The sequence below is a fragment of the Streptomyces beijiangensis genome (genome assembly GCF_017315755.1).
In the GTDB taxonomy this organism is placed as follows: Bacteria; Actinomycetota; Actinomycetes; order Streptomycetales; family Streptomycetaceae; genus Streptomyces; species Streptomyces beijiangensis.
In genome coordinates this window covers 28,684-41,671 of the sequence record NZ_JAFLRJ010000017.1, presented here as the reverse complement: position 1 = coordinate 41,671, position 12,988 = coordinate 28,684, and the positions used below count along the sequence as shown (strand labels likewise).

Genomic DNA, 12,988 nt, shown 5'->3' with positions numbered 1-12,988 from the left:
CTCCCTGAAAGCCGCCAACGCGGCTTGCTCGCCCGGCAGTTGGCGATCCGTACGTCCGCTCGCACCGTACTGCGCCGACACATCGCCCAGCGCGGCGCGCAGCCGCGCGGCCTGTGCGCGGGCGTGATCGTCGACGGGCCCGACCGGCTCGCCGCGGAACATCCGCTCCGCCGCGTCCTTGTCAAGCCACTCGTACCGCTCGTCGGCCATCACATGTCCTTCTGCGTCCAGGCACGCGAATGCGTCACACCACCGGACGCCACCGCATCCCGCTGCGGTGTCCGCTGAGGTGTCCGCTGTGCCGGTACGGCCTCCAGTTCGCGGGGGTCCGCGCCCTCGGCCCCGAGCAGCTCGGCCAGCCGCTTCAGGCCCCGGTGCGCCGCGGTCCGTACGGCCCCTGGCCGCTTCCCCAGCGCCTGCGCCGCGCTCTTCGCGTCGAGCCCGACCACCACCCTCAGCACCACGGCCTCGGCCTGGTCCTGCGGGAGCTGCGCTATCAGCCGCATGGTGCGCCCGGTGCCCAGTGCCTCCAGGGCCTCGCCCGCGGTGTCGGAGTCGCCCGCCTCGCCGGCGAGCTCGGACTCGTCGCCGCCTATCGCGGGGCGCCTGCCCCGCATCCGTATGTGATCGAGTGCGCGGTTACGGGCAATCCGCGCGGCCCATCCCCTGAACCGGTCCGCGTCCCCGCTGAACCGCTGGATGTCGCGCGCGATCTGGAGCCAGGCCTCGGAGGCCACGTCCTCCGCGTCCGCCTCACCGACCAGCGTCCGGACGTACCCGAGCAGCCGCGGGTGCACAGCGCGGTACACAGTCCGGAAAGCGTCCTCGCCCCCGCCCTGTGCCGCAAGCACCGCGGCGGTCAGCTCCGCGTCGTCCCCCAGCACTACCTCTACCTGTCCTGCTGCACTTGACGCTGCCCTGCGCGCGTTCGAACAGTCACGCTACGACGCCGACCCGCTCCCCGTCCACGACTTGTACAACACGCAACAATCTGCGACAACCCGCTGACAGAGCGGGGTGTGACAGAAAACGCACTCTTGACGCTGTACAGAATGAGACGACCGGGGCCTCTCCTGTGGGGGGTGGCGGCTCCGGTCGTCACATTGATCTACCCCAGCGCGTCGATCGCCCCGACGATCAGCGCCCGCGCCTCCCTGCCGTACACGGCCATGGAGCGCAGCTGCTCGAACGCCTTCAGATAGAGGGCCACCTCCGAGGGCTGGGTGATCCGCACCCGTGCCGACATCAGCTCCACCGACACGAGCATGTCGTCGTACACATGGAACAGCTCCTGCGGCCACAGCGTCCGCTCGGTCTCGGACCTCGGGATGATGCCGAGCGACACCGCGGGCAGCGCGCCCGCCGTCAGCAGACAGCCGAGCTGGGCGGCCATCGCGTCCGCCTTGCCGAGCCGGTAGTGGAGAACGCTCTCCTCCATCAGCAGGACAAATCTGTGCCCCGGCTGATGGATCACCTTCGACCGCTCGAGACGCGCCTCCGCCGCCTCCTCGGCGTCGTCGGGAATGCCGAGCAGGCGGGCGTTGGCGCTGAGTACGGCGCGCGCGTAACCCTCGGTCTGCAGCAGGCCTGGCACGAGCGTCGGGGAGTACACCCGGAAGAGGTTCGTCGACTGGAACATCTCCACATAGCTGTCCTGCAGCCGACGCAGCCCGGACCGCACCGTGCGCTGCCACTCGACGTACTGGGTCTCCGCATGGTGCGACTGGGCGATGACGTCCTGCGCCTGGCCCTCGGCCTCGCAGGCACGGCACCACCGGCGGATGTCCTCCGGCGAAGGCGGGGTGCGGGCGTTCTCGATCCGGGAGGTCTTCGAGTGGGTCCAGCCGCAGCGCACCGCCAGCTCACCACCGGTGAGTCCGGCGTCGGAGCGCAGTTCGGACAGCCGCTGCGCCACGAGTGCGCGCGCGGCCTGGGCCGAGGACGACGGGGATACGGGCATGAGCCAGCCGACTGCCTTTCGCGTCAGATGATCTTGTATTCCTCGTGGGGTACGGCCCGGGCCCACACCGCCTCGAAGGCCCGCGCGCAGAGACCGGCCGCGACCGGGTCGTCGCTCATCTCCCCGCCGCAGGACGCCCCTTCACCGGTGAAGTGGTTCCATCTGATCAGCGCCGAGTCGATCAGCCAGAAGTCGTTGCCGGGCAGCGGCACATCGGAGACCCGGCGTCTGGCGAGCCAGCGCACCTGCTCGCCCGCGGACACGTTGACGGTCGTGCCCGCGTGTTCGTACCGGATGTAGTCGCTCACCGGCTCCGAGACGATACGGGCCCTCCGCACGCTCACACCCCGCCCCACCGTGCGCCGGATCAGCGCCACCCAGGGCGTCCAGTACGCGGATCCGGGGTCCGCATCACGCTCCCCCGTCGCCTTCCAGAGCGCGAAGTCGTCGGCCTCGTCGCCCACTCCGTACGCATCGCGCATCTCCAGATGTACGGCCGTGTGCCGCGCGCCGTCGAGCAGTTCAGCGAAGTTCGGTGCGTTCCGCGGCATCGCACGCCTTCCTCAGCAGAGGCACCATGCGGGCCGGGACACGGACGACCGCCTCGTTCCCCGGGATCCCCCTCGCGTGCCCCGGGATCTCCGTCCCGGCGCACATGGCCTCAAGTTCGGGGCCGGCCTTCCATCCCTGGATGACCAGCTCGCGCGTCTCCTCGTCGACCCAGACGGTCGGGCTCTCGCCCGTGCCCGTACTGGGGTCGATCCCGATGAACCGTAGTGCCATCGCGGCCTCCGGGGCGCAGGGTGTGCACAGATGTACATCACGGTTGCGTTTCCTGGCCAGGGCGTCAAGAGCGCATGGTCGGCACACCTTCACCGGCACATTCCCGTGAACATCCGTGCACATGGATGGCAGACGCGGCCCCCACTTCCTTACCGTCGTGATCAGCAACAGGCGGGTCACTTCACCGGAGGTTCGCGGATGGCCACGAAACACGCCGGCTCGCTGACTGCGGTCGAGGACTGGCTCGTCCGCGCGCACCCCGACCCGTCACGCGCGCAGACCGAGTGGTGGCTCCAGGACATCGCGATGATCCCCACCGGCCGACGCTTCGACGCCCTGCGGATCCCGGCGCCGCTCGTCCACGCTGCGGCGCGCGGCAACGACCGGTTCCAGGTCACCGCTTTCCTGTCCGAGTTCTTCGACCGCGCGGGCATCATCCACGACGGATACATGACCGGGGTCTCGTACTACGCCCTCATCCCGCCCGGCACCGCGGCGGCGTGGCAGTCCACGGAAGCGGTGTGCCTGGAACCCGGCACCTGGCTCGGCATCCCCCGCACCAACTGCCTGGAGCCGCCGGGCCCTTACTGGGTCCTGCCCCCGCGGTTCGCGGGCGACCTCTGCGCACCGCACACCGTCTCCGCCCTGCTGGCGGCCGGCCGCGCCCTGCTCCCCCGGGAGCCTCTCCTGGAGGAGCCGTGAACCCCTGCCGGCTCAAAACCGACCGAGGGACCGGAACGTCCAGCCGGCCTCCCGCCAGCGAGCCGGATCGAGCGTGCCGCGTCCGTCGACGACATACGGCCGGCCGGCTCGCGCCCGCAGCCCGGACGGATCGATGCCGCCGAACTCCGGCCACTCCGTGAGGTGCAGCAGCAGATCCGCGCCCTCGGCAGCGGTGACGGGGTCGTCGACGTAGGTCAGTTCGGGGTGGAGTTTGCGGGCGTTGTCCAGGGACTTGGGGTCCGTGACGGTGACCGTGGCGCCGAGCTCGTGCAGCCTGCGGGCGACGGCCAGGGCGGGTGAGTCGCGGATGTCGTCGGTGTCCGGCTTGAACGCGGCGCCCCAGACGGTGATCTGCCGGCCGGCGAGCGTCCCCTCGCACTGTTCGCGGACGAGATCGACCATGCGCTCACGGCGGCTGTTGTTGATCGCGTCGGCCTCGCCGAGGAGGGCGACCGTCCGGTCCGCTCCGAGTTCACCGGCCCTGGCCATGAACCCGCGGAGGTCCTTGGGGAGGCAGCCGCCGCCGAACCCGAGGCCTGGCCCCAGTCCGGCCCGGCCGATACGGATGTCGTGGCCCAGCGCGTCGGCGAGTTGGTGGACGTCGGCCCCTGACGCCTCGCAGACCTCGGCCATCGCGTTGATGAACGAGATCTTCAGGGCGAGGAAGGCGTTCGCGGAGGCCTTGACCAGCTCGGCGGTCGCCCAGTCGGTGACGATCGCGGGCGTCCCGGCTTCGAAGATCTTCGCGTAGCACTGCCTCAGGAGAGTCTCGGCCCAGGAGCGTTCCGCGGGGAACCCGAGGACGATCCGGTCGGGGCGGAGCGTGTCGTCGACGGCGTTCCCCTCCCGCAGGAACTCGGGGTTCCAGGCGACCTCGGTCCTGCCGCCCGCCCCCGCGGGGGCGAAGTCCCGCAGGATCTCCGCGACGCGCGGCGCCGTGCCGACCGGGACGGTGGACTTGACCGCGACCACGCCCGGCCGCCGCAGAGACACTGCGAGTTGGCGTACGGCGGCGAAGAGGTGCGTCAGGTCGTACGCGTTCTCCCCGGCCCGCTGCGGAGTGCCCACGCCGACGAAGTGCAGGTCCGCGAAGTCGGCCGCCTCGGCGTAGGAGGCGGTGAACCTCAGCCGCCCCGACGCGGTGTGCCCGGCCAGCAGAGCGTCCACGCCGCGCTCGAAGAACGGCGCCCGGCCGGAGTTGAGCAACGCGACCTTGTCCTGGTCGGTGTCCAGTCCCAGGACGTCGTGGCCGAGTTCGGCCATACAGGCGGCGTGGGTGGCGCCGAGATAGCCGCAGCCGATGACGGTGAGCTTCACAGGCGATCGTTCCTTCCAGAGGGGACCGGCCGCCGACCGGCAGCGGCCCGGATCCTCATCCCAGCCGCCGTGGGGACCGCCCGGGAGGGCTCGCAGGGGGGCTCACAACTCGCGTACGCGGTCCGCGGGGCAGTGGGAGGCCCTACCCTCGGTGGCTTCGGCAACTGATCGACAACTGATCACCGATCGAGGGGTGACACCATGGCGTCGACCGCCCGCCGCACGCGTCCGCCCAACGCGGACCTGGCCAGGCTCGTCGAGGCCTGCGGTGCGAGCCGCAAGTCCCTTGCCCTGCGCATCAACCAGCTCGCCCGCCGCACAGGGACGGAGACGGGCTACTCGCACACCTCCGTCGCCAACTGGTGCCGACGCGGAATGGTGCCGAAGTGGCCGGTCCCCGAGCTGCTGGCGCAGGCCATCGGCGAGCGGCTCGGCCGGCCCGTCGGCCTCGCCGAGATCGGTATGGGCGAGGCCGGGACACCGGACGCGAACATGGGGTTGGCTTTCCCTCGCGACCCCGCCGACGCCGTACGCGTCGCCACCTCGTTCTGGAGCTCCGTGAACCGCCGCGACTTCCTCACCACAGGCGTCTCCGGTTTCGCCGTGTCCGCGTTCGCCACCCCCGTCACCCGCTGGCTGGTCACCCCCGCCGACGAGACCGCCGACCATGCCGGCGGGCGGCAGGTCGGCCGCACCGACCTCGACGAACTGCGCGAGGCCGCCGACGACGCCCGCCGCTGGGACTCCAAGTACGGCGGCGGGAGCTGGAAGGCCGACTCCGTCACCACCTGTCTGCAGGAGCGGGCGGCGCCGCTGCTGCAGGGCTCCTTCTCCGACGAGGTGGGCCGGGAGCTCTACTCCGTAACGGCCGAGCTGTCGCGGCTGGCCGGATGGACGGCGTTCGACACCGGCCGGCACGAGGCCGCACAGCGCCATTTCATCCAGGCGCTCCGGCTGGCGCGCGCGGGCGGCGACGTGCCACTGGGCTGCTACGTCCTGACCACCATGGCGATGCAGTCGCTCCTGCGCGGATTCGCGAGCGAGGCCGTGGACATGACGCAGGGCGCCTTCGAACGGGCCGAACGCCGGGCAGCACCAAGGGTGTTGGCCTTCACCAAGCTGATCGAGGCCCGCGCGCACGCCCGCGAAGGCGATCCCAGAGCGGTCACCCGCGCTCTCACCGCGTCCGAGAACCTGCTGGGCCTGGCAGCCGGGAACAGCGGCGACGAACCCGCGTGGATCGACTTCTACGACCACGCCCGCCTCTCAGCGGACGCCGCCGAGATCTTCCGCGACCTGAAGAACCCCAAGGCCGCCCTCGCCTGGAACCGGCGCGCCGCCGCCATGCCGACCGGGGCCTTCACCCGCTCCGTCGGCATGCGGCTCGCCATCGTCGGGACCGCGCACCTCCAGGCCCGCGACCTCGACCAGGGCCTGGAACTCGGCAACCGGTCCGTCGACATCCTCACCCGCGTCCGCTCCAGCCGCGCCAAGGACTACGTCAGCGAGTTCACCACCGCGCTCGCCCCCTGGAGGAACGAGCCGGCCGTCCGGGACTTCGTCCGCAGGACCCGCAAGGAACTCGCCGTGGCCGTCTGATCAACGGGCGGACTCCGTCGACTCCGCGGCATCCCGCGACGGCGGTACGGGCGGCGGACCTGGCGGAGCCCCCATCGCCCGTACCGCCGAAGCAGGCGCGTTGACCACGACCCCCGCCACCACCGCGCCGAGCAGCAGCGAGCCCACCGCCCAGTAGCCGGCGACGTTGAAGCCGTGCACCGAGGCCTCGTCGATGAGGGACTTCACCGGCGGACCCGGGTGGTGCAGCAGATAGCGCGCGGAGACGCTCGCCGCGATCGTGTTGAGGAGCGCCGTTCCGATCGAACCGCCCACCTGCTGAGCCGTGTTGAGCGAAGCCGACGCGGCGCCCGCGTCCTGCGGCGCCACCCCGGCGGTCGCCGTCGAGATGGACGTCATGAAGACCACGCCCATCCCCAGGCCGAGCAGGATGATCCCGGGCAGGACATGGCTGAGGTACTGCGGCCGGGTCTCCAGCTGCGCCATCCACAGCAGCCCGGCCGCCGCGACCACCATCCCCGGCACCAGCAGCGTCCGCGGGCTGAGCCGCCCGAGCAGCCGGGCGGCGATCTGTGTCGAGCCGGTGATCATGGCGACGGTCATCGGGAGGTACGAGAGCCCGGTGCGCACCGGCGAGTACCCCTGCACGCGCTGCAGGTAGTACGTCAGGAAGAGGAACATCCCGAACATCCCGATGGTGGCCAGCATCATCGTCAGCATCGCCCCGGCCCGCTGCCGGTCACGCACCACATGCAGCGGGAGCAGCGGCACCCTCGCCCTGGTCTGCCAGTACGCGAAGACCGCGAGCAGCACAACTCCCGCTGCCAGCAGGGAAATCACCCGGGCATCGCCCCAGCCCCTGGACTCCGCCTCGCTGAATCCGTACACGATGGCGAGCAGCCCGCCGGAGCCGAGGATCGCGCCGGGCACGTCGAGGCGCGCCTGGGGGTGGCGCGACTGGTCGTGCAGCAGGACGACGGCCCCGGCGACCGCGGCGGCGGCGATCGGGATGTTCACGTACAGGCACCAGCGCCAGTCCAGGTACGAGGTGAGCACGCCGCCGAGGATCAGTCCGATCGCCGCCCCGCCGCCCGCGATCGCCCCGAACACCCCGAAAGCCTTCCCGCGCTCCTTCGGATCGGTGAACGTCGTGGTCAGCAGCGACAGCGCCGACGGTGCCAGCAGTGCCGCGAAGACACCCTGCAGGGCGCGCGCGGCGAAGAGCAGCCCCGGGCCTCCGGCGGCGCCGCCGAGCCCGGAGGCGGCGGCGAAGCCGATGAGTCCGATGATGAAGGTGCGCTTGCGTCCGACGAGGTCGGCGATCCGGCCGCCGAGCAGCAGCAGTCCGCCGAAGGCGAGCGTGTACGCGGTGACCACCCACTGCCGGTTGCCGTCCGTCATCCCCAAGTCGGCCTGGGCGGACGGAAGCGCGATGTTCACGATGGTCATGTCGAGGACGACCATCAGCTGTGCGACGCCGATGACGACGAGACCCCACCAGCGGCGCGGGTCGGGCGGTGTGTCCATGGGACCCCCCTGGTCCTGCGCCATGATTCCCCCTCGCCCCGGAGATGGCGAGAGTCCGTACTGTCAAAGCCTGGCAAGCCCCAGCCGGTCCAGGAACGTGTCCAGCAACTCCGTTGCCGACAGCCCCACTTGTTCCTCCAGTACGGCCAGGAGCGCCGCCTCCTGCGCGACGGTCCCGGCCTCGCAGGCCCACTCCACGGCCCGTGCGGCGGCGTCGCGCGCACCCAGGAACAGGTCCTCGACGACCAGCCCGTCGGCGCCCAGGTACCTGGCCATCGCCTCGCGCCCCAGACACCCGAACCACGACCCGCCGACCGGTGCGGCAGCCTCGACGACCACGCACTCCCCGCCCATCACAAAGGCGAAGAGCGCCGGCAGCCCGGTCTCCTCGGTGACCCCGCGCGCGAGCGCCCCCATGTCCCCGGCCTCCGCATCCGGATCACTGGGCCGCCGCCACACCTGCCAGCCGTCCCTGCGCTCCTCGTGCAGGACGAGCCCGTCCCGTACGTCGGCCAGTGCGTCGAGCGCGTCGAGCGACCCGTCGCTCCGGCCCACGACGTAGTACCCCCAGAACCCCATGCCTCATTCTGCGCACGGCGCCCGCAAATGCCACACCTGTGCGACAACTAGGCGGCTGCGCGCGGGCCTTGGGTCGCCTTGATGTGCTGCAGGCGGGTCAGTTTCCGTACGAAGAGGATCGCGAGGACCGCCGCCACGATGTCGACGGCGTCCGTGACCATCGCGATCCCCATCGAGTCGCGGGACACACCGGTGACGTCCGACCTGTCGACCAGCATCGTGAGTCTGCCGAGGAGCAACGACGACACCCACGCCGTCCACCAGACCGTCACCGGCAACTGCGAGACCTTGCGCCAGGACCCGTCGGGGGCCGTCTGCGTGCTGGCGTCCCAGACCTCCCCGGCGACCTGGCGCGGGATCCAGAGGTTCCCGATGGGGACGAACCAGCCGCCGATCGCCCACCCCACGCCCTTGTGCACGCGGTCGGGGGCGAAGACCCCGGCGTTCACCCGCACCCGGCGGAACCAGATGATGAAGACGACGGCCGTGCAGACGAGGGCCTGCCCGCGAAACGTGTTGGCCAGCCCGATCCGGTCGTCCGCCCGCCTCCCCTCCTCCACGGTGTAGGTCCCGATGCGGCCCAGCAGCCTGTACCCATGGGCCTCCGCCACAATCGAGAGGACATCGGTCGCGGCGCACAGCACGAGCAGCACGGTGACAGCGACCGACAGTCCCTTGGGCGACTTGAGCACCGGCAGCCCCGCCGCCCGGAGCTCGCGCGGCGGTATGAAGGCAGGAGTGTTGGACATGACGTGCTGGACCCCCCACGGGTACACAAAGAACAAGGCGCGCAGCGTAAGCCGCACGCCCGGTCCCCGTCCACGCGCTTAACGATCAAGCCGCGGCGACCACGGGCCCTGTCCGCACCAACACATCCTGCCTGCGGGTCAGTTGACGTACGAAACAGGCCGCCGCCACCGCGGACGCGATATCGGCAACGGAGCTGAAGCCCACCCATCCGTCGGGCGCCCCGCCGTTGGAGGAGTAGAAGGCGACATTCGACAGCAGCCAGCAGATCCACCAGATGTTGATGAGCTGGTACGAAGCCGGGGGCGCCGACCCGTCCGGCAGGCGCCGCGCGCTCGCCACCCAGGTGTCGATGGCGATGCGCCGGGGGTACCAGAGGTTCACGACCGGGACGATCCAGCCCCAGTACGCCCAGGTACGGCTCTTCCTGTGCCCGTCGGGCGCGAAGACCTCGGCGTTCACCCTGACCCGGTGGAACCAGACCATGAAGGTGATGGCACAGGCGAAGAAGACCGGGCCCTGGACCTGAACAGCGAGGTCGTGGACGCGATCCGACCCCCAGCGGCCTGTGGCGATCATGGCGAGGTCACCCACGGTCCACACACCCAGAAGCGCCAGCACGGCGTACGAAAGACCGACCGGCGACCTCAGCGCGGCCGGCGGTCCGGGCGCGGGCCGGGGCTGTGGCCGGGGCTGGGATATCCGTATGACAGGTTCGGCATCGAGCGCGGCGCACTCATCGCAGAGCCCGTCCTTGGTGACCGCCGTATGCATCCCACAACGCGTACAGAGCATGACCGGAAACCCCCCACAGGTTCGCGGCCGCCGCTCGGCGTCCGCCAGCGGAAGATACCGGAATCAGCCGAGCCGCTTCGCCAGCGCCCCGAAGTCCTTCCAGCCCAGCACCGGTTTCCGCGGATCCCACAGCTTCTGGGCCGTCGCCCGCAGCGGCATCCGGATCCCGGCCGCCACCTGCGCCGGGGTCTGCGCGTTCGCGTAGTCGCACCAGACCGCGAACCGCCCGCCCAGGATCTGGCCCGAGTAGCGCGCGGGGACGGCGCTGGTCCCGCGCAGCACCCTCGGCGTCCACTCCTCGTAGATGCGGCGCCCGGTCGGATAGCGGAAGTCGTTCGGCTCGCCCAGCACGTAGTACAGGTACTCGTCGTTGAGGTTCACCAGCCGGCGGCCCTCCTTCAGGTACTCCACCGGCTCCCGCGCCCCGTACTCCTTGCCCGTCCAGTACTCGACCTCGCGGCTCGGGTCGGGCGCCACCGTCCCGCCCCGGAAGTACCCGTCGTTCCAGGCCTTCAGCTTCTTCCCGTACGGACGGAGCACCGCGCCCCGGGCGTTGAGCCAGGCCGTCGCCAGGTCCTGCACGGTGGCCCGGGAACCGAGGCTGCGGCGCGCGGCCGTGGCCAACTGCGGGTAGGAGGCCTCCGGGTCGTCGGCCATCAGCGCGCGGTACTCGTCGCCGCCCAGATGCCAGTACGTGCCGGGGCTGTGCTTGCTGCTGAACAGCCCCGCGTACTCCTTCAGCAGCTCGTCCACGATCTGCGCCGCCCGCGGCTTGGAGATGTCCACCGCGCCGCGCGCGGCCACGCCCTTCGCGTTCCGCAGCTCCAGCTCCGGATGGGTGCGCAGCACCGCGCCGAGGTGTCCGGGCGAGTCGATCTCCGGGACGACCTCGATGTGCAGCCGCCCCGCCAGCGCGACGATCGACCTGACCTGCGCCTTGGTCAGATGCTCGCGCGAGACGACCTCCGGATGCGAGTCGGAGGCGATCCGGAAGCCCTGGTCGTCGGAGAAGTGGAGCCCCAGCTGGTTGAGCTTGAGGTCGGCCATCTCGCGCAGCCGGTCCTCGATCCACCCGGCGGTGAAGTTCTTGCGCGCGATGTCCAGGTTGAGCCCGCGCTGCGGCCGGTCGGGCCGGTCGCGGACGACGCCCTCGGGCATGGTGCGGTCCGCGAGGAACGACTGCTTGAGCGTGCGGGTGCCGTAGAAGACCCCGGCCTCGTCGGGTCCTGTGATCCTCACCTGCCGGTCGCGGGTGTCGAGCGTGTACGACTCGGGGGCGGCCTTCCGCCCCTGCGCCAGGGCGAGTTCGACATCGCCGGGGCGCGCCGTGGCCCCGTACGCGTAGGGGATCTTCAGCTCGCTCGCGAGGAGCTGCCCCTCGTCCGCGAGTCCTTTGCTGCCGGCCGCGACCAGCACCCGGCTCCCCGCTTCCGGCTGCCAGCCGGGGCCGCGGGCCGCCTCGTGTTCCCGTACGGAAGGAATCGTGCGCGGCGCGCGGGAGAGCGGATAGTTCCGTGAGGGAGTGGGTGAGGGTGAGTAGGTCGCGGAGGCCGGTGCCCGGTCGTCGTCGCCCGGCGGGCCGTGCCCGCCCCAGGTGTCGTCCTCGGGCCAGACGACGACGGCTGCCGTCACCGCCGCGCCGGCCACGAGTACCGCCACTGCGGCCAGAGCGCCGTGAACTTGCCTCATCGGTGTGAAACCTCCCATTCACGGTGAAGGTTGGACGAACTATCCGTGAAAAAGTCCATCACGCGCGCCGAAACTCTCCCTTCCGGGTGAAATTCGCGCATCCGTCGGACGCTTCCCGCGCCACATCGATAGCGTTGCGGCACACCCGCCACGTCCTACTGTGCCGCCATCCTGTCGTGTCCGAGGAGCCCACGCTGTCCAGCGAGTCCCCCGCAGGCCCCACGATGCGACCGTCGACACTCCACCACACCCGTGCGGCCATACCGGCACAGCGCCACCCCTCACCAGGTCTCCAGCGTTTCAACACCGCGTCCGCCGACACCGCCGAAGCCGCCCTGCTCGCCTGCTGCGGCAGTCACCGCTGGGCCCGGCGCGTCGCCGCACACCGCCCCTACCCCGATCTGGACTCCCTGCTCGCCGCGGCCGACGAGGCCAGTTACGACCTCTCCCCCGCCGAGCTCTCCGAAGCCCTCGCCGACGAAACGCCGCCAGGTCTGCATCCGGGCGCGCCCGCCGCCGCGCACACCGCGCTGCGGGCCGCCCAGGGAGCGTACGAGAGCCGCTTCGGCCACGCCTTCGTGATCTGCCTCGACCGCGTCCGCCCCGCCGAGCACCTCGACCATGTCCTCGCCGGCATCCGCTCGCGCCTCGCGCACGACCCCGACGAGGAGCGCGCGGTCGCCGCCGACGAGCTGCGCAGCCTCGCGCGCGGACGAATCGCCCACCTCATGGCCGCCAGCGGCCCTTCGGATAGCCCATCCGTGCCTGTTTGATCACACCGGAGGACCCCGGGCGAAGGAACCGACAAGTCGTCGCTACGATGGCCGGGGCCGGTGGACCGTACCCGGCCGGGCCAGACCGACAACCCGCCGGCAGGCTCCAATCCCCGCTCCCGGAGGGTTCTTCCGTGTCGGCTGGAACGCTGTACCGCGGCCGGGAAGGAATGTGGTCATGGGTGGCTCATCGAGTCACCGGCGTCCTCATCTTCTTCTTCCTGTTCGTACACGTCCTGGACACCGCTCTCGTGCGTGTCTCCCCCGAGGACTACGACAAGGTCGTGGCCACGTACAAGACGCCCATCGTGGCGCTTCTTGAATACGGCCTCGTCGCCGCAATTCTTTTCCACGCCCTCAACGGCCTGCGCATCATCGCCGTGGACTTCTGGTCCAAGGGCCCGCGCTACCAGAAGCAGATGCTCTGGTCGGTCGTGGGTGTGTGGGTCGTGCTGATGGTCGGGGCGCTCTACCCCGTGCTCGGCCACGCCGTACGCGAACTGTTCGGGAGCTGAGG

The 12,988-nt window shown here is 70.9% G+C and carries 14 protein-coding genes and 1 pseudogene; 4 read left to right on the top strand and 11 right to left on the bottom strand.

Annotation, left to right across the window (positions count from 1 at the left end; translation table 11 throughout):
• From J0695_RS02410 to J0695_RS02390, 5 genes and pseudogenes are all read right to left on the bottom strand, one after another.
• Positions 1–210, bottom strand: a pseudogene (locus tag J0695_RS02410) (hypothetical protein); the annotation flags it as partial.
• Positions 210–884 carry an RNA polymerase sigma factor gene (locus tag J0695_RS02405; RefSeq protein WP_206959665.1) on the bottom strand — a complete coding sequence of 225 codons (675 nt, stop codon included), beginning with the start codon at positions 882–884 and terminating at the stop codon, positions 210–212. The pseudogene J0695_RS02410 and the gene J0695_RS02405, both read right to left, overlap by 1 nt.
• A gap of 224 nt (positions 885–1,108) precedes the next feature.
• Positions 1,109–1,960, bottom strand: coding sequence for a helix-turn-helix domain-containing protein (locus tag J0695_RS02400; RefSeq protein WP_206959664.1), 852 nt, complete (start codon positions 1,958–1,960; stop codon positions 1,109–1,111).
• 23 nt (positions 1,961–1,983) lie between these two features.
• Positions 1,984–2,511, bottom strand: a complete 528-nt coding sequence (locus J0695_RS02395; RefSeq protein ID WP_206959663.1) for a DUF6879 family protein — start codon at positions 2,509–2,511, stop codon at positions 1,984–1,986.
• Positions 2,483–2,743 carry a hypothetical protein gene (locus J0695_RS02390; protein WP_206959662.1) on the bottom strand — a complete coding sequence of 87 codons (261 nt, stop codon included), beginning with the start codon at positions 2,741–2,743 and terminating at the stop codon, positions 2,483–2,485. Before J0695_RS02390 ends, J0695_RS02395 begins: the two co-directional genes overlap by 29 nt.
• Before the next feature lie 198 nt (positions 2,744–2,941).
• Between J0695_RS02390 and J0695_RS02385 the strand changes: the two genes are divergently transcribed.
• Complete coding sequence (locus J0695_RS02385) at positions 2,942–3,445, top strand: hypothetical protein (RefSeq protein ID WP_206959661.1); 504 nt, start codon at positions 2,942–2,944, stop codon at positions 3,443–3,445.
• Between the two features lie 12 nt (positions 3,446–3,457).
• Here J0695_RS02385 and J0695_RS02380 read toward each other — a convergent pair whose 3' ends face one another.
• Positions 3,458–4,783, bottom strand: coding sequence for a UDP-glucose dehydrogenase family protein (locus tag J0695_RS02380; RefSeq protein WP_206959660.1), 1,326 nt, complete (start codon positions 4,781–4,783; stop codon positions 3,458–3,460).
• 201 nt (positions 4,784–4,984) lie between these two features.
• Here J0695_RS02380 and J0695_RS02375 point away from each other — a divergent pair, with 201 nt between their 5' ends.
• Positions 4,985–6,382 carry an NsdA family TPR-like regulatory protein gene (locus J0695_RS02375; RefSeq protein WP_206959658.1) on the top strand — a complete coding sequence of 466 codons (1,398 nt, stop codon included), beginning with the start codon at positions 4,985–4,987 and terminating at the stop codon, positions 6,380–6,382.
• Here J0695_RS02375 and J0695_RS02370 read toward each other — a convergent pair whose 3' ends face one another.
• The 5 genes from J0695_RS02370 to J0695_RS02350 all read right to left on the bottom strand — a co-directional run bounded on the left by J0695_RS02370 (position 6,383) and on the right by J0695_RS02350 (position 11,698).
• Complete coding sequence (locus tag J0695_RS02370; protein WP_242552105.1) at positions 6,383–7,888, bottom strand: MFS transporter; 1,506 nt, start codon at positions 7,886–7,888, stop codon at positions 6,383–6,385. It lies immediately after the preceding gene.
• Positions 7,889–7,951: 63 nt separating this feature from the next.
• The gene (locus J0695_RS02365) at positions 7,952–8,467 is read right to left on the bottom strand and encodes a hypothetical protein (RefSeq protein ID WP_206959655.1); all 516 of its coding nucleotides are present in this window, start codon (positions 8,465–8,467) and stop codon (positions 7,952–7,954) included.
• Positions 8,468–8,514: 47 nt separating this feature from the next.
• Entirely contained in the window at positions 8,515–9,216 is a 702-nt protein-coding gene (locus J0695_RS02360) for a DUF4328 domain-containing protein (RefSeq protein WP_206959653.1), read from the bottom strand.
• Positions 9,217–9,301: 85 nt separating this feature from the next.
• A complete protein-coding gene (locus J0695_RS02355) occupies positions 9,302–9,988 on the bottom strand; it encodes a DUF4328 domain-containing protein (protein WP_206959651.1) in 687 nt (228 codons plus the stop codon).
• Positions 9,989–10,072: 84 nt separating this feature from the next.
• A complete protein-coding gene (locus tag J0695_RS02350) occupies positions 10,073–11,698 on the bottom strand; it encodes a beta-N-acetylhexosaminidase (protein ID WP_206959649.1) in 1,626 nt (541 codons plus the stop codon).
• A gap of 224 nt (positions 11,699–11,922) precedes the next feature.
• Between J0695_RS02350 and J0695_RS02345 the strand changes: the two genes are divergently transcribed.
• Positions 11,923–12,471: a 2-oxo-4-hydroxy-4-carboxy-5-ureidoimidazoline decarboxylase gene (locus J0695_RS02345; protein ID WP_206959667.1), complete on the top strand. Its 549-nt coding sequence runs from the start codon at positions 11,923–11,925 to the stop codon at positions 12,469–12,471.
• Positions 12,472–12,605: 134 nt separating this feature from the next.
• Positions 12,606–12,986 carry a succinate dehydrogenase, cytochrome b556 subunit gene (sdhC, locus tag J0695_RS02340; protein ID WP_206959647.1) on the top strand — a complete coding sequence of 127 codons (381 nt, stop codon included), beginning with the start codon at positions 12,606–12,608 and terminating at the stop codon, positions 12,984–12,986.
• Positions 12,987–12,988: the final 2 nt, after the last annotated feature.